This is a genomic window from Sulfurimonas sp. SWIR-19 (genome assembly GCF_020410885.1).
Lineage (GTDB): Bacteria > Campylobacterota > Campylobacteria > Campylobacterales > Sulfurimonadaceae > Sulfurimonas > Sulfurimonas sediminis.
Genome location: NZ_CP084578.1, coordinates 114,876 through 131,401 on the forward strand (window position 1 = coordinate 114,876; position 16,526 = coordinate 131,401).

The window sequence follows — 16,526 nt, forward strand, 5'->3', positions numbered from 1 at the left end:
CCTTTGTTAGCGTTTTTGCGCTCTTGAGATGATAAGATAGATAAAAAACGGTCCGCCAATAATGGCGGTAATGATTCCGATAGGCAGTTCGCTCTGTGTCTGCAGTGTTCGTGAAACTGTATCACTCAGTACCAAAAAAAGACCGCCAAAGAGTGTTGTTTTTATGATTCTTTTGCTGATGTTTACAGGATAGAGTTTATGGACAATATGAGGCACAATTAATCCGACAAAACCGATAGGTCCGCTGATGCTGACAAGAGTACCGATGGCAAAAGAGGAGATGACAAGCAAAATAACAGTGACTTTTTTTGTATTGACTCCTTTGAGTTGGGCCTGGTCTTGCGAAATACTCAGAAGCTGCAATTCAAACCGGTACATGTAAACAGCGACGAAGAGTATGATGGCAGAAAAGCTGATGATAAGAGGATACTGCCAGCCGATAACGGAGAGAGAACCCATGGTAAAACGAATGAGCATATCATTTTGCATCGCACTGCCAAGATAGAAGATGACCATTAACAGGGCACTGTAAAAAAGTGAAAGTGCAATACCTAAAAGTAAAAGAGATTCCGCATGACTCTGGCGTAAAAACCTGGAAAGATACAGGAGTAAAAAGACAGTGAACAAGGCGCCAAAAAATCCAAAAACAGAAATGGCGGCAAAACCGAAAAGGAGAGTGCCGAGTGAAAGTTTTATGGCAATGCCCGCACCCAAAACCGCTCCGCTCGATATTCCCAAAGTGTAAGGCGTCATCAGGGCATTTCTAAAGAGCGTTTGAAACAGCAGTCCGCTGAGTGCCAAAACAGCACCTGCAAAAAAAGTAAAAAGTACCCTGGGAAGACGCAGATCAAAGAAAATTTGTGCATCAAGAGAGTTTGCATGGAAGATGTTCTGCAAATGCAAATCAACAGAACCGACAAAAGCCGAGAGTAAAAATACCGCTGTCAATGCCAGCCAGATAAGTTTTCTAATCATACTTCACCGCCAAGGATGCAAATTTGACACCGTAAAGCTGTTCAAGTGTAGTATCATGAAAAAACTCTTTTTCGTAGTAAATTGCCGATTTGTTTTTTAGAAAAAGAACAGGCGTATTAATGTAGGCGGCAAGATGCAGATCATGGGTGATAAGTATGACAGTATGTTTTTTTTTGAGCTCGTTTATATGATTTGCAATTATTTTTGAATTGTGCGGATCGAGATTCGCCGTAGGTTCATCAAAAATAATGATTTTGCTTTGCTGCGTGAGTGCCTGTGCAATGAGGGTCAGCTGTTGTTCTCCTGAACTGAGTTCACTGACAAGATGTCGGCCGAGATGCGAAATATTTAAAAAGGAGAGCATTTCTTTTGCAATTTTTTTATCTTCATCAGAGTAGTCAAAAAAACTTTTTTTATAGGCAAATCTGCCTAAAACCACAAATTCGCTCACCGATATGTCCGGATCATAAATTTCGAGTTTTGCAGGAATATAAGTAATGAGTTTTGCTTTTTCATTGAGAGAAAGTCTTTGTATGTTTGTATCTTCAATCACTATTTCACCTTTGTACGGAACAAGAGAACAGATAGCTTTTGCCAGTGTACTTTTACCCGAACCGTTTGCACCGAGAATACTCAGGTGGGTATCTGTCTCCAATGAAATGTTTTCAAAAACAGTTTTGTTTTCATAGTTACATGTAAGCGCACTGAGTTTAATCATTCATTTGCCTGCAGAGCCGTTGGATGGTTAAGGCCACTCTTTGCGAGGGAATATGCAGATAATCTTCATCAACAACAGAAATTTTTTTGTTTTTTGCGGCTTCGGTTGGCAGAGCATACCAGTTTTGCAAAGCTTTTTTCACATTGACATTGGGCTCGGTGGCATGTGAATGTAAAATGATAATCTGCTCCGGGTTTAAAGCAATAACATTTTCGTAGTTTAAAACAGGCTGGTTTGTTGTGTGTGCGGTGTAGGCGTTTGTGTTGCCACAGGCTTTGATGATGTCATCAAAAAAGATGTCATGCCCCGCTATATAAATGCCGTTTCGCAAATCTTCTTTGAGCCCGTAAACGATCATGACACTGTGCGGATGTTTGGATTTCTTTGCGTTTGTTAGTGCGTTAGTTATGTTTGTATTGAGTTTTTTCGCGTTCTCTTGCGCAGAGAGGGTTTCGCCGAGTTTTTTTATGGAATTTTGTATGTCAGACAAGGTTTTGAGTCTGAGCATCAGTGTTTTTATATGAAATTTTTTCAGTCTGTTTAATGTGTTTTGATTGAAAGTCTGTCCGACGACAAGTGTAGGAGAAAGGGCTATGATTTTTTCTATGTTGGGCGTTTGATATCCTCCGATAACAGGCAGTTTTTGTGCTGCTTTTGGATAAAGCGAATAACTGCTTGTGGCAACAAGTAGATTGTCGCGATGCAGACCGTAAATGATTTCGGTGATGGATGGGCTAAGAGAGACAACCCTCTCATTTGCCCAAAGATTGAGTATAAAAAAGGAGATAAGGAGAAAAATTTTTATACTCACGGGTCCTTCCTTTTAGTATTTTAGATTAAAGCCAAAAATAGCCGTTGTCGTAAAGTTTACAGGGTAAATGGCATCATCTCTAATCCATAAACCGTTTTTTTGATTAAAAAGATTGTTTATTTTAACAAAAATTTCGTAATCTTTTTTTGCATAGGTACAGGAAAGATCCGTACTTGTGTATGCTTCCTGTTTTTGTGCAAAGTTGTTGTTAAAATCATTGGCGGCATAGGCTGACGAGCGATAAACTTCAGTAAGGGCAATTGTTGTATGTTCGTTTGGCAGATAGTTGAGCGTTGCTTTGATGTTGTGGTTGCTGACACCCGGCAATTCATTTCCTGAATAGTCTTCGCCGTTTTCGATTTCATCATCTATAATTGCTTTCACATAATTATAGTTAAAAATTACATTGAATTTTTTCGAAAGAAGGTATTTGTCATACAAATCAAAACCGTATTTATGTGATTTGTCAATATTTGTATTTTTTGAATTTACATAGGTTGGATCCGCATAGTAGTAGATTTCATCATTCATACCAATATAATATATTGATAATTTAAGTTTATTGGTCGTTGTTATTTTGTTGTAACCGAGTGTATAACTGTTGGACTTTGACGGTTTGATAAACTGGTTAAACGTTCCACCATAATTAAAGAAACGATCGATATTTGGTGCCTGATACCCTTTTGCATAATTAAAAAACAGTGATTGTTCCTTGTCAAGCATATAGTTGTATCCAAGTTCTATACCGTGCAATGTGTCATCCTGACTGAGTATGTTTCCTGCAGACGGAGCATATTTATAGGAAACTTTTTCGTATCGGTACCCGGCTTTGAGTGTTGTTGCTCCTAGATAGATGTTTGTTTTGACAAATGCAGCCTGATTTTTCTTGGTTGTTCGATTTGTAGAAGCTTTTCTTGTACCGTCAAACAAATAGCCTCCTCCGATAACTTCATAGTTCTCTTTGATATACTTTAAAACAGTATCTGCCGAGTTGTAGCTGTATGCAAATTCACTGCTATAGGTAATGTAGTTTGAAGTTTTATACTCATGATTGTAGTTCATATCTAAAGAGAGCGTATCTGTAACATCATAGGTAAGACCTGTTCCGATGACATCACTGCTGGCTTTTTGATGGACACCTGCGAAAAAAGAGTTGCTTTTTTGTGTCGGATCTTCATTGTATTGGTCCAGTGTCAGACTGCTTGCATACCAGACATCTATATTTGATGTCAGGGCATTTGCTCTGAGTTCTAAATTTTCAAGTGCCTGGTAGGCGATGTCAAAACTGAAATTTGAAAATTTATTTTCAGCCTTGTTGCCATTGTTGTCAATATATCGAATACCTCCGTGCTTTTGAACTTCTCCATTGAGATTGTAGGAAAGTTTATCGTCGATATGCCCTATGTTGAAAGTTCCGTCAAAAGTATTGTAGCTTCCTGCATAGAACCCCACCTGCGTACGGTCTGTTTTTTTTGTTATTATATTGATAACACCGGCATTTGCACCGTCTCCAGCCTCAACAATACCGCCTGCTTTGATGATTTCTATTCTCTCAATCGCATCAGGAGAAATACTTGCCAAAAGCTGTGGCACTCCGTCGATATTGTTTAATCTTCTTCCGTTTACTTTTATGACAATATTTTCATATCCGTCTCCAATCCCAAAACCGCGCATGTCAATTTTCTGAGAAAAAGGGTTTCCGTAAGAGGGCATTGTAATTACAGAAGTCTGCTGGTTTAAAAATTCATAAATATTTTGCACATGGGCTTTTTCTATATCTTTGGCAGTGTAAACCTCTACAGCATCTGTAGACTGTAACTCATCTGTTTTTATCGCAGTTGCAGTGATTTCTAATGGCGCAAGAGTAATTTCCTGGGCATGAATCTGGCTCAATAGAGCGACACTCAGAAGTGAAAGTTGTATTGTTTTTTGCATATGTATCCTTTGCGTTTTATGGTTTGTGCTTTTTTCAAAAGCAAGATTTTAATCTCTATATCATTAAGTTGACATCTTTTCCGGAACCCAGACTTTAGTCTGGGCCGTGCGTCTTGAAAGGCTAAGGCCTGGGTTTCGAGAAGTATCTTAGGTTTTAGAGAAATTGCCGGGTAGAGTTATTTTGCAGGAGGAGAATTGATTTTTAATTTAAGAGGTTTTCCGTCAAGTGTGCTGAGAGAACTATAAAGTGCTGTGATTTTTTGCACAGATATATATGCCTGGATTGCTGCTAATGTAAAGTAGTTTTTACCGAAACCTTTAGGCATATTTTTGGGAGTCCTCTTTTGTTTTTGAAATTTTAGCTAAAATACTCTTATGAAACTTTCACATTTAAAACAAATTACTGATTATTTACAAAATTTTAAAAAAATCTCTGCTGCATTTCGGGTGAGTGACAGCATCATTAAAATTGTTTTTGACAAAAATGATGCCCTCTATTTTAATATGCAACGCTCAAATTCAAGCATTTTTAAGTGTGAAGAGTATCCGCGTTCCAAGGTCTACAATGCTCCTTTTGATGTTATTTTGGCCAAGCGTTTCAACCGTGCAAACGTCTTACATGTAACGCTGCTTAACAATGACAAAATCATACGCATTAAAACTTCTCTGGCTTCGGCATACAAAGAAGAGATTACCTATCTGCAGATAGAATTTACAGGCAAATATACCAATGTGATTATTTTGGATGAAGACAATGTTGTGCTTGAAGCACTGCGTCATGTTGATCTGTTTTCCTCTTTTAGAGAAGTGCGAGTAGGCCAAAAACTGCTCGATGTCCCGCCTGCGCCTTTTGTGGCAAAAGAGTACCCGCTTGAAGATGTGGAGCAATTTTTGTACGAGGTATATGAAAAAGAGCAAAATGCAAAACTTGATAACCTCAAAAAGCAAAAAATTTCCCAGCTTGAGAAAAAACTGCAAAAACTGCAAAAACTTTATGAAAAACTTGATTCACAGGAGAGTCTGGAAAAAGAGGCAGAGGAAAATGGACATTTGGGGAATTTGGTACTCTCAAATGTGCAAAATATCAAACCCTATGCAAGAGAAATAGAACTGGAAGATTATGACGGTTCAAAAGTGCACATAGCATTACAAAAACGCTATCCCACGCCTTTTATGATAAGTGAAATGTTCTTTTCCAAAAGTAAAAAAGCAAAACAACGTGCCAAACATCTGCATATAGAAGAGGAGTCGCTGCGTTCTAAAATAGAACATCTCAAACGCTTTATACATGTAATCAAAGAGGCAAAAGATGTGGCAAAAATAGAGATGCTTTTGCCCAAAAAAGTGCAAAATAAAAAAGTCAGGCAAAATGACTCCATAGAAGTGTTTTGGATAGAAGGCTATAAGGTGCAGCTTGGCAAAAACGAAAAAGGCAATGTGGAACTGCTTAAAAATGCACGCGCAAAAGATATCTGGCTCCACATGAAAGACCGCCCCTCCGCCCATGTCATCATCACCACCGACAAGCAAAATCTCCCGCAAAACATTATTTTGGCAGCGGCAAGACTCTGCGTAGAATTCAGTACCACTTCAAAAGACCGCTTTTTGGTCGATTATACTCCAAGGCGAGAAGTCGCCATACAAAACGGGGCAAATGTGTTGTATAATAAGTATAAGACAATAGAAGTAGATACAAGAGCCTAGCAACAGTCGGCACTACAGTTCGGAACCCGTACTTTTTATGCTAAAGCATGACTTTTGAAAAAAACTAAATTTTTTTCTGCAGTGAGAACTGAGAGTGTCAGAAAGGTTGTAGCGGTCGGCACTGAAGTACCGATTCCGAGAAGTCACTACAGTTCGGAACCCATCCTTTAGGGTGGGCTGAGAATGGTGCAGAAGTAACAACAGCCGGCATTACAGTACCGGTTTTGTGAACCAAAAGCAAGGAGGATCGTATGAGTGTCGGATCTATCGGAAATGTAGTCTTGGTAAACCAAATGACACCTGCCGTCACACCTTTGCAGGGCAATCAATATGTCCGTTTTGATTTGCAAAATCTTGCCGCACAGGCTGCTGTGCAGGAGAAAGAAAAAGAGATAGAAGAGGTCAGGCCTACCGAAGAGAGTCATGCAATAGACCCGGACCGTGAACACCAAAGAGAAGAAGCAGATCAGGAAACAAACAATCTGCCAAAAAACCAGGGGCATGAAATTGTTGAAGAAGAGAGTGATGAAGAACCGGACGAACCACTGCATCTATTAGATATTAAAGTCTGATTTGATATAATCTTACATTTGAAAATTTACAGGGATATTTATGAGCATTTTAAGAGATTCCAAAGAGAGGATTGTTACAGGCTTAGCATTGTTGGTAGTTGTGCTGATTGTCGGACTGATAGACAATTTTTTTGTTATGTGGCTGTTTTTAGGCGCTGTCTATTTACTGGCTTTTAAAGAGGCTGTGGTGCTTTTTGGTGTAGAAAAAGACAATCTTCTGCCTTTTGCCGCACTTTTATGGCTTATAGCCGCTTTTTATCCTTACGGGGATGATTTGTTTGTACTTGCAGGTGTCGGTTATGCCTCTGCCGTGGCGTATGACAAAAACCTGAAATGGGTTGACTTTTTGCCGTTTATCTATCCGACGGCAGGGCTGCTATTTATTTTAACAATGTATGAAGAGTATGGCGTACTGTCACTTGTCTGGCTGCTGGGTGTTGTTGCTCTGACTGATATCGGTGCCTATTTTGTAGGCAAAAGCATAGGAAAAACAAAGTTTTGTGAGACAAGTCCGAACAAAACCCTTGAAGGTGTCATAGGCGGTGTCGCCCTTGCAACATTTGTCGGTGCATTTTTGGGTGTTTTTGCTGTTGACTTTTGGATTGCACTTGTAATCTCTTTTATGGTTGCTCTGAGCTCAATATTCGGCGATTTGTTTGAATCGTCGCTCAAACGCCGTGCCGGGGTAAAAGACAGCGGTGATCTGCTTCCTGGGCATGGCGGAATACTGGACAGAATTGACGGCTACCTTTTCGGGGCGATTGTCATGCTTGTACTGCTTCGCGGACTGGTCTAGTTGATACTTTTAGGCTCTACCGGTTCTATCGGTGTCAATGCTTTGCTGGTTGCCAGACGTTTTGGTATAAACGTTGAGGTTTTGGCCTGCGGAAAAAATATCCGCCTTTTGAATGAACAGATCAAAGAACACAATCCGAAAATTGTAGTTATTGCAAACAGAGAAGATATTCACAATGTAAATCACAGTAATGTTTATGCAGGCGAAGAAGCTATACTTGATGCCATAGAAGCAGCAGATTCAAAACTTGTTGTCAATGCACTGGTGGGTTTTTTAGGCCTGCGTCCGACACTCAAAGCCATAGAGTGTGATAAAAAAGTAGCCTTGGCAAACAAAGAGTCACTCGTTGCCTGCGGCAGTTTCATTGATACATCAAAAATTCAGCCTATAGACAGCGAGCATTTCGGGTTGTGGTATCTGTTGCAGGAGAGACCGGTAAAAAAAATGACGATTACAGCAAGCGGCGGGGCTTTTCGTGACTGGGATATAGCACGGCTGCATACGGCAACACTCTCAGATACACAAAAGCATCCAAACTGGTCAATGGGGCAAAAAATCACAATAGATTCGGCAACAATGGTCAACAAAATGTTTGAACTCCTCGAAGCACGCTGGCTCTTTGGCGAGGGTGAGTATGATGCCATTATTGAGACACAGTCGTTGATTCACGCGATGATAGACTTCAAAGACGGTTCGACTACAGCACATTTTGCCAATGCGAGTATGCAGTTACCCATAGCCTATGCCCTGGATGAAAAAATGGATGAGGCGATTTTACCGCATGTCGATCTTGTGCAGGTGGGCCGTCTGGAATTTCGTCAAATCAGTCCCCAGCGTTATCCTGTCTGGCAGATGAAAGAAGATTTACTGAAAAATCCGCAAAGAGGTGTTGTTGTCAATGCGGCAAATGAGGCGGCCATTGAGATGTTTATCGCCAAAAAAATAGGTTTTATGGATATCAGTAAAATTATTATCAATGCGTACGAAAACTTTCATGATATCCGGCCTTTACATGTAAGCGATATATTCCTTATAGATAAAGAAGTACGAAAATTTGTAGGAAAGAACAGATGATTTTAAGTATAGAAAGCTCCTGTGATGACAGTGCAATCGCTGTAACAGAGATAGCAACAAACAGGCTCGTTTTTCATAAAAAAATTTCTCAGGAAATCGAACACAGCGTATACGGCGGTGTCGTTCCGGAACTGGCAGCACGCCTGCATGCAGAAGCATTGCCAAAGATTTTGGAGCAGTGTGAGCCTTATTTTAGAGAGCTCAAGGCTGTTGCGGTGACTGCCAGCCCCGGACTGGCTGTTACACTGATAGAGGGAGTTACCCTTGCAAAAGCGGTGAGTATTGCGCTTGATATTCCGCTTATTGCGGTCAATCATCTTATCGGGCATATCTACTCGCTTTTTATTGAAAAAGAGACCCTTTTTCCTTTGACGGTTCTGCTTGTCTCGGGCGGGCATACGCAAGTGATGGAAGTAAAAAGCCTGAGTGAGATTACTACAGTGGCAAAAAGTATGGATGACAGTTTCGGTGAGAGTTTTGACAAGGTCGCAAAGATGATGGGACTGGGGTATCCCGGTGGGCCGGCCATAGAAAAACTTGCAAAAGAGGGTGATAGAAAAAGATACAATTTTACTGTTCCTCTTTTGCGAACGCCGCAGCTGGCTTTTAGCTACTCAGGGCTGAAAAATGCAGTGAGGCTGGCTGTTGAAAAATCAGAACCACAGGATTACAAAGACATTGCAGCCTCTTTTGAGCATATAGCAAGCAAACATCTGATTCACAAGCTCAAAAAGTATTTTCAGACAAATCCTCCAGAAAACTTTGCCATAGTCGGAGGGGCAAGTGCAAATTTGTACCTCAGAGGAGAGATTCAAGAACTGCTCAAACCTTATGGCGCAAAACTCCTTTTAAGTGAGCTGCAATACTGTTCGGACAATGCGGCTATGATAGGACGGGTTGCCGTTGATATGTACAAAAAAAACATGTTTACCTCTATGGAAGAAATACAGGTGGTTCCACGGATGAAAATGTAGGTTAAAGGCAGCTCCTTTGCCATTAATTAAATTTAACTTAAAGTAGAATTTTTTCATAACAGATAAGTTAATTATTAATCTTTTAAGTGTATACTTCCAAATATAAAATTTAGATACTTGAAAGAGTATCAATCAAAAGGAAATTGAATATGGCAACAACTAAATTCAAAGGTACAGACGTAGAGTTATTAGGAAATGAAGTAAATGTAGGGGACAAAGCTCCTGAAGTTAATGTAGTAAACTCAGAGGGTTTAGGTGATGTAAAAGTTGGTGGTGCTCAAGGTACAAAGCAACTTATCATCGTAGTTCCTTCACTTGATACAGGTGTATGTGCTACAGAAACTCGTAACTTCAATGCAAAAGCTGCAGAACTTGAGGGTGTTAAAACTGTTGTTGTTTCTATGGACCTTCCTTTTGCTGCAGGACGCTTTTGTTCAGCTGAAGGAATCGACAAATTAACTGTTGCTTCAGATTTCAGAAACAAAGATTTTGCAAACGCTTACGGTGTACTTTTAGGCGGTTCTCCACTTGCAGGTGTAACTGCTCGTGCTATCTTCGTAATTGATGAAAACGGAATCGTAACTTACAAAGAAATCGTTCCAGAAATCACTGAAGAGCCTCAGTATGATGCTGCAATAGAAGCTGCTAAAAAGTAGTTCGTTTCTCTTCTTGCCGCCATTGGTGGCAAAAAAGCAAAATGAGTAAGTCTTATTTTGTTTCTCCTTCTGTTTGCATTTTGATTTATTCAAAATGCAAACGCTCTCTAATCAATAAATTTTAATACTTCTTCCAAGAATCTCTGATATAATAAAGAAAATTATTTAAACGGGGTTAAACATGAAAAAAATCTTATCTACAATTGCTTTGGGTGCGTTATTGGGCACTTCGCTGTGTGCCGATATGGCAAGAGTTGAAATCGGTGCAGGTGCATGGGCACAAACACCATCCGGTACAGCTGACTATAATGCTGGCGGCGGTGTCACAGGTACAAACACTTTTGATGAAAAAAAAGACACATCGGCCTATGTATGGATGCTTATAAAACATCCGATTCCGGTTGTTCCGAATATAAGACTTGAGTATGTCAGTATCCATGCAACCGGTACGGCAACAGGTTCATGGGGTGGCGTGACTATACCTGGGTCATCAAACAGTGTTTTGGACATCAAAGAATATGACATTATTCCTTACTATAACATACTTGACAATACCTTTTGGACAACTGTTGATCTGGGACTGGATATAAAAGTGATGAACATGGACTACACAGTTGCCAAAAACGGAGTATTTCCCGGGTATCAGGATTCTTATACCGCACCGATTCCGCTTCTTTATGCAAGAGTCAGAGTGGAAATTCCAACAACAAACATAGCCCTTGAAAGTGATGCAAAGTATGTGACTACGGGTTCTTCGACTGTTTATGACGTGCGTGCAAAAATAGACTATACCTTTGACATTTCACCGATTGTGCAGCCTGCTCTTGAAATAGGTTACAGAACGCAAAAAATAAAGATAGATGAAGACGGCGAAGATGTGAAAACAGATATGGATTTTTCAGGATTTTATGCAGGTTTAATGCTGCGTTTTTAAAATGCAAGGTCGGTACTTCGGTACCGGCTGAATTGCCCGTAAATTAAAACAGTACGTTTGTTTCCCTGTCCAAAATAACTATCTCCAACTCCAGTTTTATTCCAAAACTCTCAAAAACTCTTTTCTGTGCCTCGTTTATCAGAAAAACAGCATCTTCAAAACTGCCGTTGCCGTTGTTGACTAAAAAATTCGCATGGACTCTGCTGAACTCCATATTGCCGACTTTTTTGCCTTTGAGTCCGACAGCCTCTATCAGTCTGCCGGCATAATCACCTTCGGGGTTTTTGAAACAGCTGCCTGCACTCGGGGTTGCAGGCTGATTGGCACGCATTTTTTTAAACATTGCTGCTTTTTCCTGACTAAAACCATATGTCAAAGAAAAAGCAGCTTCAAGTATGGGCTCTTTGATATTTGTTCTTCTGTAAGCAAATTGTATCTCTTCCTTTACATGTAACCCGGAGGGGGCAGTAATGCTGACAAGATTGTTAAAAATTTCAAACTCTTTGAGTCCCGCATTCATATAAACAAGACCACCGAGTTTTCCCGGAAGATGGGAAAGAAATTCAAAGTTTGCGATGTTGTGTTTTTTACAAAAAGAGGCAATTTTACCCGAGGGTGTTGCTCCGCCGATTTTTAAAAGACCGTTTTCTATTTTTATATAGTTATATTTTTTATCGAGCATCATCAGTTTTGGTGGATTGGGTCCGATAAGAGTATTGTTGCAGGAGCCTATGAGTGTGTAGTCTGGCAAATCTGTAAAATCGTCTTTTAAAAGTGCAACATCAACGATACTCCCTATTTTAAAAGAGGAATATTTTGAAAAATCTATACTTCTAAACTGCATTACTCGACAAAGGTGGGAATCATATTAAACACACCGACAGAAAAATCTGTCATCTCGTTGAGCATCCAGGGCATTGTAAGGACGATGACAATAACTACACCAATAATTTTTGGAATGAAAGAGAGCGTCATTTCATTGATTTGTGTTGTTGCCTGAAAAATACTGACAGCCAGTCCCAAAAGCATACCTGTAAGGAGTCCGGGAAGTGCGAGATAGAGTGCAATCTGAAATGTCTGTACGCCAAGTGCTACAAGTTTTGCTTCCATTTATGACTCTCTCAGTGCCGTATACTCTGTAGGGATCAGATAGTCTCTGATACTGACGGGTCTGTCGTAAAATCCGTGTTCATAGCCTATTTCAAAGAGTTTGTCGATGGCTTCGTATTGAATATCGCTGAGGGTGATGGAGTCATCATTTGCATAAAGTTCAAGATATTTTTCGAGTGTCTGTGCATCTATGCGGACCAGGTCACGCTCTATAAGCATGTGCGAGAGTCTCTCTTTATGATCTCTTGCAACCTGAACAGCTTTTGTCAGTGTTTTTTCATAATCTATTGCACGATTGAGAGGCAAAGAACGACGAATAGCCATACCTCCGAGAGGCAGAGGCAACTCCTTGCCGGCAAGTTCCTGCCAGATATCCCACATCTCACGCTCAACTTCAAGCTCGTTGGCAAAGGTTAATATGCTTTCGTGTATCAGTACTCCGGCATCCACTTTCCCCTCTTTGACGGCATCCTCTATTTCCAGAAAATTCATATAGCTAATGCGTGCCTCAGGGTAGGCGATGCGAAAAAGCATTGCATTGGTTGTATGCTTGCCGCTGAGAGCCACTTTGAAATTTCGTCTGAGTTTTTGTCCTTTTCTTTTAATAAGTTTAGGACCATAACCCTCTCCGAAACTTACAGCGGTTCGAAGCGGAGCATACTCTTCTCTGATATTCGGATAGAGGGCAAAACTGATGGCTACAATATCATACACACCCTTAAGTGCATCCTCATTGAGGGTTTGTATATCTTTTGCAATATTGTCAAAGTGTGTATCTTTCATATCTACCCAGCCGAATTTGATGGCATAGTACATAAAAATATCGTCTGCGTCAGGTGAATGTGCAATAAGAGTTTTTTTCATGGGTTTATTTTATCGAAAAATAGATAAAAAGAACTTTTTGATTTATTTAATCCAAAAAGGAGTATAATAATTTAGCATTATTTTTAATATAAGGAGATTGTTATGAGTAAAGAAGCATTGGTAAAAGTTTATGATAACTACGATGAAGCGGCAGAATTTGTCAATAAACTGCTGGCAAACGGTGTACTGAAAAAATATATTTCTGTCATTGCCAAAGGAGAACAGGAAGAGAAAAATGAATTTGAGTATAAAAAACACAGTGAAAATATAATTTTCTGGGGTGAGCAGGGTGCTTTTTGGGGAGGACTCTGGGGACTGCTGATGGGCGGCATTCTCTTCTGGGCTCCGGGAGTCGGACCTATAATGGCAACGGGGCGAATACTTGCATCTATCGCAGGGATGGCAGCAGGGGCTGTAATGTTTGGCGCAACCGGGGCTATGACGGCCTGGCTTGTTGATTTGGGCATCGAAAAATCTTTGGCGGAAAAATATGGAGATATGATACAGGAGAACAAAATACTTGTTATTGTGCACGGAGATGAAGATGCCGTAGAAATAGCAGAAAAAACTGTAGCTCAAAAGTAAATTATTTTTATTTACTTCTTTTTATGTTTTTTAGCTAAAATTCCACCAAAGACTATGCAAAAAGAATATGTCCAATAATATGACAAAATGACATAAATTTAGACATATTGATATTTTTTACATAGAATGAGTCTAAATTTCATAATAAGTGAGTCCAACATGGATGCAAACAAACAAAAATCATTAGACTTGGCGATGAAGCAAATTGACAAAGCCTTTGGTAAAGGTTCTTTAATGCGCCTGGGAGATAAAGATATTATGCCGATTCAGTCTATCAGTACAGGTTCTTTGGGACTTGATTTGGCATTGGGTATAGGTGGTGTACCACAGGGAAGAGTTGTTGAAATATACGGCCCTGAAAGTTCCGGAAAAACAACACTGGCTCTGCAAATTACTGCTGAGTGTCAAAAAAATGGCGGAGTATGTGCTTTTATAGATGCGGAACATGCTCTTGATGTTGTTTATGCAAAAAATCTCGGGGTAGACATAGACAATCTGCTTGTATCTCAACCAGATTACGGAGAGCAGGCACTTGATATTGTAGAAACAATTGCCCGCAGTGGCGCAATTGATTTGATTGTCATTGATTCCGTGGCTGCACTGACACCAAAAGTTGAACTTGAGGGTGAAATGAATGACCAGCAGGTCGGTTTGCAGGCCCGTTTAATGAGTAAAGCACTGCGTAAGCTCACAGGCGTGTTGAGCAAAATGAACTGTACCATTATATTTATCAATCAGATTCGTATGAAAATAGGCATGATGGGGTATGGCTCACCGGAGACAACAACGGGTGGAAATGCATTGAAATTTTATGCATCTGTTCGTATAGATGTACGTCGTATCGCTTCACTGAAGCAGGGGGAGAGTCAAATTGGTAACAGAGTCAAAGCAAAAGTAATTAAAAATAAAGTGGCCCCTCCTTTTCGTCAGGCAGAATTTGATATAATGTTCGGAGAAGGAATCTCAAAAGAGGGTGAGCTCGTTGACTATGGTGTAAAATTAGACATAATAGACAAAAGCGGGGCTTGGTTTTCTTATGGAGAGACCAAACTTGGTCAAGGCCGTGAAAATGTCAAGGCAAAATTTAAAGATGAGCCGGAACTTGCAGCTGAGATTGAAGAGAAGGTGAAACAGGCGATGGGCATGAGCTCTCTTATGACGATGGATACTTCTGATATAGCAGAAGCCGACGCATAAAAAGCCTTTGGATATTTAAATTTTTTTAAGAAGGTATGATATATGTTTATTGATGATGTAAGTGCAATTGAAGTAATGGACTCCCGCGGGAATCCGACAGTAAAAGCGACAGTAAGACTGAGTGACGGAACAACCGCAAGCGCAATAGTACCCTCAGGGGCAAGTACCGGAAAACGCGAAGCTTTGGAGTTGCGTGACGGCGGTGATCGCTACATGGGTAAAGGTGTTTTAAAGGCTGTTGAAAATGTGAATTCTCAGATTTCTGATGTGCTTATCGGGATGAGTCCTTTTAATCAGGCGGTAATTGATGCAACAATGAAAGAGCTTGACGGAACACAAAACTATGGAAATCTCGGGGCAAATGCTGTTCTTGGCGTTTCTATGGCGGTTGCACGTGCTGCTGCACAGAGTCTTGGTATTCCTTTGTACCGCTATTTGGGCGGAGCCAATGCAATGGTTATGCCGACACCAATGCTCAATATCATCAATGGCGGTAGCCATGCTGACAATAATGTAGACTTTCAGGAGTATATGATTATGCCTGTCGGCTTTGAAGATTTTGCAACATCTTTACGCGCCGCTGCTGAAGTGTACCACAACCTGAAATCTATTTTAGCTGCAAAAGGACACAGTACGGCGCTTGGCGACGAGGGTGGTTTTGCACCGGATTTGAGTTCGAATGAGGAGCCTATTCAGGTTATCATGGAAGCGATTGAAAAAGCCGGATACAAACCAGGTGAAGAGATTGGGATTGCGCTGGATGTTGCAGCCAGTGAAATTGTGACACAAGGCGGATACCGATTAGAGTCTGAAGGCCGTACGCTCAACAGTGAAGAACTTGTAGCCTATTATGAAAATTTATGTGCAAAGTATCCTATTGTATCGATTGAAGACGGTTTGAGCGAAGACGACTGGGACGGATTTAAACTGATGACTGAAAAACTCGGTGATAAAATCCAGATTGTCGGTGATGACCTGTTTGTTACAAATGCAAGTATTTTATATGAAGGGATAGAAAAAGGCATCGCCAACTCTATTTTGATCAAGCCAAACCAGATCGGTTCAGTAAGTGAAACGATGCTGACAGTTCGTCTTGCCCAAAGAAACGGTTACACCTGTGTAATGAGCCATCGTTCAGGGGAGAGTGAAGATGCGTTTATCGCTGATTTTGCTACGGCACTTAACTGTGGTCAGATTAAAACAGGTTCGACTGCGCGAGGTGAAAGAACTGCAAAATACAATCGTTTACTGGAAATTGAAAATGAAACAGTTTACAGTGAGTATTTAGGTTCGGCACTGTTCTCTTAGGTATCTTATGAACAAAGAAGAGCTTTTTGAAGAGATTGATACATCCCAGACAATTACCCAAAAATATCTGGGACTCTCTTTAAAAAAGTTTTTTCTCCTGTTTGCTCTGGTCATTGGGCTGGGGATATATTTGGGTGTACTTTTATATGGTACAAACTCCCTTGAAGTTCTCTTTGGTTTGCAGGAGTATGAGAACTATCTTCAAAATGAAGTAGTGCATTTGAAAAAAGAAAATGCTGAACTGCAACGTGAGTATTTTGAACTCAAAGAAATTTCTGCACAATAATCATATAAATTTGCTATAATGTATTAA

Annotated in this window: 19 protein-coding genes; 11 read left to right on the plus strand and 8 right to left on the minus strand. The window is 40.3% G+C overall.

Annotated elements, in window-relative coordinates; translation table 11 throughout:
- Positions 1-6: 6 nt before the first annotated feature.
- The 5 genes from LCX93_RS00550 to LCX93_RS00570 all read right to left on the minus strand — a co-directional run bounded on the left by LCX93_RS00550 (position 7) and on the right by LCX93_RS00570 (position 4,765).
- Positions 7-975, minus strand: coding sequence for a FecCD family ABC transporter permease (locus tag LCX93_RS00550; RefSeq protein ID WP_226067057.1), 969 nt, complete (start codon positions 973-975; stop codon positions 7-9).
- The gene (locus tag LCX93_RS00555; protein WP_226067059.1) at positions 968-1,693 is read right to left on the minus strand and encodes an ABC transporter ATP-binding protein; all 726 of its coding nucleotides are present in this window, start codon (positions 1,691-1,693) and stop codon (positions 968-970) included. Before LCX93_RS00555 ends, LCX93_RS00550 begins: the two co-directional genes overlap by 8 nt.
- A complete protein-coding gene (locus LCX93_RS00560) occupies positions 1,686-2,504 on the minus strand; it encodes an ABC transporter substrate-binding protein (RefSeq protein WP_226067061.1) in 819 nt (272 codons plus the stop codon). Before LCX93_RS00560 ends, LCX93_RS00555 begins: the two co-directional genes overlap by 8 nt.
- 12 nt (positions 2,505-2,516) lie before the next feature.
- Positions 2,517-4,439, minus strand: coding sequence for a TonB-dependent receptor (locus LCX93_RS00565; RefSeq protein WP_226067063.1), 1,923 nt, complete (start codon positions 4,437-4,439; stop codon positions 2,517-2,519).
- 176 nt (positions 4,440-4,615) lie between these two features.
- Positions 4,616-4,765, minus strand: coding sequence for a hypothetical protein (locus LCX93_RS00570; protein ID WP_226067065.1), 150 nt, complete (start codon positions 4,763-4,765; stop codon positions 4,616-4,618).
- Positions 4,766-4,814: 49 nt separating this feature from the next.
- Between LCX93_RS00570 and LCX93_RS00575 the strand changes: the two genes are divergently transcribed.
- From LCX93_RS00575 to LCX93_RS00605, 7 genes are all read left to right on the plus strand, one after another.
- On the plus strand, positions 4,815-6,143 hold the full coding sequence (locus LCX93_RS00575) for an NFACT RNA binding domain-containing protein (RefSeq protein WP_226067067.1): 1,329 nt from the start codon (positions 4,815-4,817) through the stop codon (positions 6,141-6,143).
- A gap of 251 nt (positions 6,144-6,394) precedes the next feature.
- Entirely contained in the window at positions 6,395-6,715 is a 321-nt protein-coding gene (locus tag LCX93_RS00580; RefSeq protein ID WP_226067069.1) for a hypothetical protein, read from the plus strand.
- 40 nt (positions 6,716-6,755) lie between these two features.
- Positions 6,756-7,511: a phosphatidate cytidylyltransferase gene (locus tag LCX93_RS00585; RefSeq protein ID WP_226067071.1), complete on the plus strand. Its 756-nt coding sequence runs from the start codon at positions 6,756-6,758 to the stop codon at positions 7,509-7,511.
- Positions 7,512-8,585: a 1-deoxy-D-xylulose-5-phosphate reductoisomerase gene (gene dxr, locus LCX93_RS00590; protein WP_226067073.1), complete on the plus strand. Its 1,074-nt coding sequence runs from the start codon at positions 7,512-7,514 to the stop codon at positions 8,583-8,585.
- The gene (gene tsaD, locus LCX93_RS00595) at positions 8,582-9,559 is read left to right on the plus strand and encodes a tRNA (adenosine(37)-N6)-threonylcarbamoyltransferase complex transferase subunit TsaD (protein WP_226067083.1); all 978 of its coding nucleotides are present in this window, start codon (positions 8,582-8,584) and stop codon (positions 9,557-9,559) included. The genes dxr and tsaD overlap by 4 nt, the downstream gene beginning before the upstream one ends.
- 149 nt (positions 9,560-9,708) lie before the next feature.
- On the plus strand, positions 9,709-10,215 hold the full coding sequence (tpx, locus tag LCX93_RS00600) for a thiol peroxidase (protein ID WP_193150928.1): 507 nt from the start codon (positions 9,709-9,711) through the stop codon (positions 10,213-10,215).
- A gap of 181 nt (positions 10,216-10,396) precedes the next feature.
- Entirely contained in the window at positions 10,397-11,149 is a 753-nt protein-coding gene (locus LCX93_RS00605; RefSeq protein WP_226067086.1) for a TIGR04219 family outer membrane beta-barrel protein, read from the plus strand.
- Positions 11,150-11,192: 43 nt separating this feature from the next.
- Here the strand turns inward: LCX93_RS00605 and LCX93_RS00610 are convergent, their stop codons facing one another.
- From LCX93_RS00610 to LCX93_RS00620, 3 genes are read right to left on the minus strand one after another with little or no spacing between them, the layout of a single operon-like run.
- Complete coding sequence (locus LCX93_RS00610; protein WP_226067087.1) at positions 11,193-11,993, minus strand: UDP-N-acetylmuramate dehydrogenase; 801 nt, start codon at positions 11,991-11,993, stop codon at positions 11,193-11,195.
- The gene (gene fliQ, locus LCX93_RS00615; RefSeq protein WP_193150931.1) at positions 11,993-12,259 is read right to left on the minus strand and encodes a flagellar biosynthesis protein FliQ; all 267 of its coding nucleotides are present in this window, start codon (positions 12,257-12,259) and stop codon (positions 11,993-11,995) included. The genes LCX93_RS00610 and fliQ overlap by 1 nt, the downstream gene beginning before the upstream one ends.
- On the minus strand, positions 12,260-13,123 hold the full coding sequence (locus LCX93_RS00620) for a menaquinone biosynthesis family protein (RefSeq protein ID WP_226067089.1): 864 nt from the start codon (positions 13,121-13,123) through the stop codon (positions 12,260-12,262). It abuts the gene before it with no gap.
- Between the two features lie 102 nt (positions 13,124-13,225).
- On the opposite strand from LCX93_RS00620, the gene LCX93_RS00625 reads away from it, so the two are divergent.
- From LCX93_RS00625 to LCX93_RS00640, 4 genes are all read left to right on the plus strand, one after another.
- The gene (locus LCX93_RS00625) at positions 13,226-13,708 is read left to right on the plus strand and encodes a hypothetical protein (RefSeq protein ID WP_226067098.1); all 483 of its coding nucleotides are present in this window, start codon (positions 13,226-13,228) and stop codon (positions 13,706-13,708) included.
- A gap of 159 nt (positions 13,709-13,867) precedes the next feature.
- Entirely contained in the window at positions 13,868-14,905 is a 1,038-nt protein-coding gene (gene recA, locus LCX93_RS00630) for a recombinase RecA (protein ID WP_226067107.1), read from the plus strand.
- 42 nt (positions 14,906-14,947) lie between these two features.
- Positions 14,948-16,213, plus strand: a complete 1,266-nt coding sequence (gene eno, locus LCX93_RS00635) for a phosphopyruvate hydratase (RefSeq protein WP_226067109.1) — start codon at positions 14,948-14,950, stop codon at positions 16,211-16,213.
- Between the two features lie 7 nt (positions 16,214-16,220).
- The gene (locus LCX93_RS00640) at positions 16,221-16,499 is read left to right on the plus strand and encodes a hypothetical protein (RefSeq protein WP_151901352.1); all 279 of its coding nucleotides are present in this window, start codon (positions 16,221-16,223) and stop codon (positions 16,497-16,499) included.
- Positions 16,500-16,526 lie beyond the last annotated feature (27 nt).

What these genes read in the sequence shown, in the direction of transcription:
- LCX93_RS00585 (WP_226067071.1), top strand. Translation starts at nt 6,756, where the DNA reads ATGAGCATTTTAAGAGATTCCAAAGAGAGGATTGTTACAGGCTTAGCA.
- LCX93_RS00550 (WP_226067057.1), bottom strand. Translation starts at nt 975, where the DNA reads ATGATTAGAAAACTTATCTGGCTGGCATTGACAGCGGTATTTTTACTC.
- LCX93_RS00575 (WP_226067067.1), top strand. Translation starts at nt 4,815, where the DNA reads ATGAAACTTTCACATTTAAAACAAATTACTGATTATTTACAAAATTTT.
- LCX93_RS00640 (WP_151901352.1), top strand. Translation starts at nt 16,221, where the DNA reads ATGAACAAAGAAGAGCTTTTTGAAGAGATTGATACATCCCAGACAATT.
- LCX93_RS00565 (WP_226067063.1), bottom strand. Translation starts at nt 4,439, where the DNA reads ATGCAAAAAACAATACAACTTTCACTTCTGAGTGTCGCTCTATTGAGC.
- LCX93_RS00570 (WP_226067065.1), bottom strand. Translation starts at nt 4,765, where the DNA reads ATGCCTAAAGGTTTCGGTAAAAACTACTTTACATTAGCAGCAATCCAG.
- LCX93_RS00580 (WP_226067069.1), top strand. Translation starts at nt 6,395, where the DNA reads ATGAGTGTCGGATCTATCGGAAATGTAGTCTTGGTAAACCAAATGACA.
- LCX93_RS00610 (WP_226067087.1), bottom strand. Translation starts at nt 11,993, where the DNA reads ATGCAGTTTAGAAGTATAGATTTTTCAAAATATTCCTCTTTTAAAATA.
- tsaD (WP_226067083.1), top strand. Translation starts at nt 8,582, where the DNA reads ATGATTTTAAGTATAGAAAGCTCCTGTGATGACAGTGCAATCGCTGTA.
- LCX93_RS00605 (WP_226067086.1), top strand. Translation starts at nt 10,397, where the DNA reads ATGAAAAAAATCTTATCTACAATTGCTTTGGGTGCGTTATTGGGCACT.
- recA (WP_226067107.1), top strand. Translation starts at nt 13,868, where the DNA reads ATGGATGCAAACAAACAAAAATCATTAGACTTGGCGATGAAGCAAATT.
- LCX93_RS00555 (WP_226067059.1), bottom strand. Translation starts at nt 1,693, where the DNA reads ATGATTAAACTCAGTGCGCTTACATGTAACTATGAAAACAAAACTGTT.
- tpx (WP_193150928.1), top strand. Translation starts at nt 9,709, where the DNA reads ATGGCAACAACTAAATTCAAAGGTACAGACGTAGAGTTATTAGGAAAT.
- LCX93_RS00625 (WP_226067098.1), top strand. Translation starts at nt 13,226, where the DNA reads ATGAGTAAAGAAGCATTGGTAAAAGTTTATGATAACTACGATGAAGCG.
- fliQ (WP_193150931.1), bottom strand. Translation starts at nt 12,259, where the DNA reads ATGGAAGCAAAACTTGTAGCACTTGGCGTACAGACATTTCAGATTGCA.
- eno (WP_226067109.1), top strand. Translation starts at nt 14,948, where the DNA reads ATGTTTATTGATGATGTAAGTGCAATTGAAGTAATGGACTCCCGCGGG.
- LCX93_RS00620 (WP_226067089.1), bottom strand. Translation starts at nt 13,123, where the DNA reads ATGAAAAAAACTCTTATTGCACATTCACCTGACGCAGACGATATTTTT.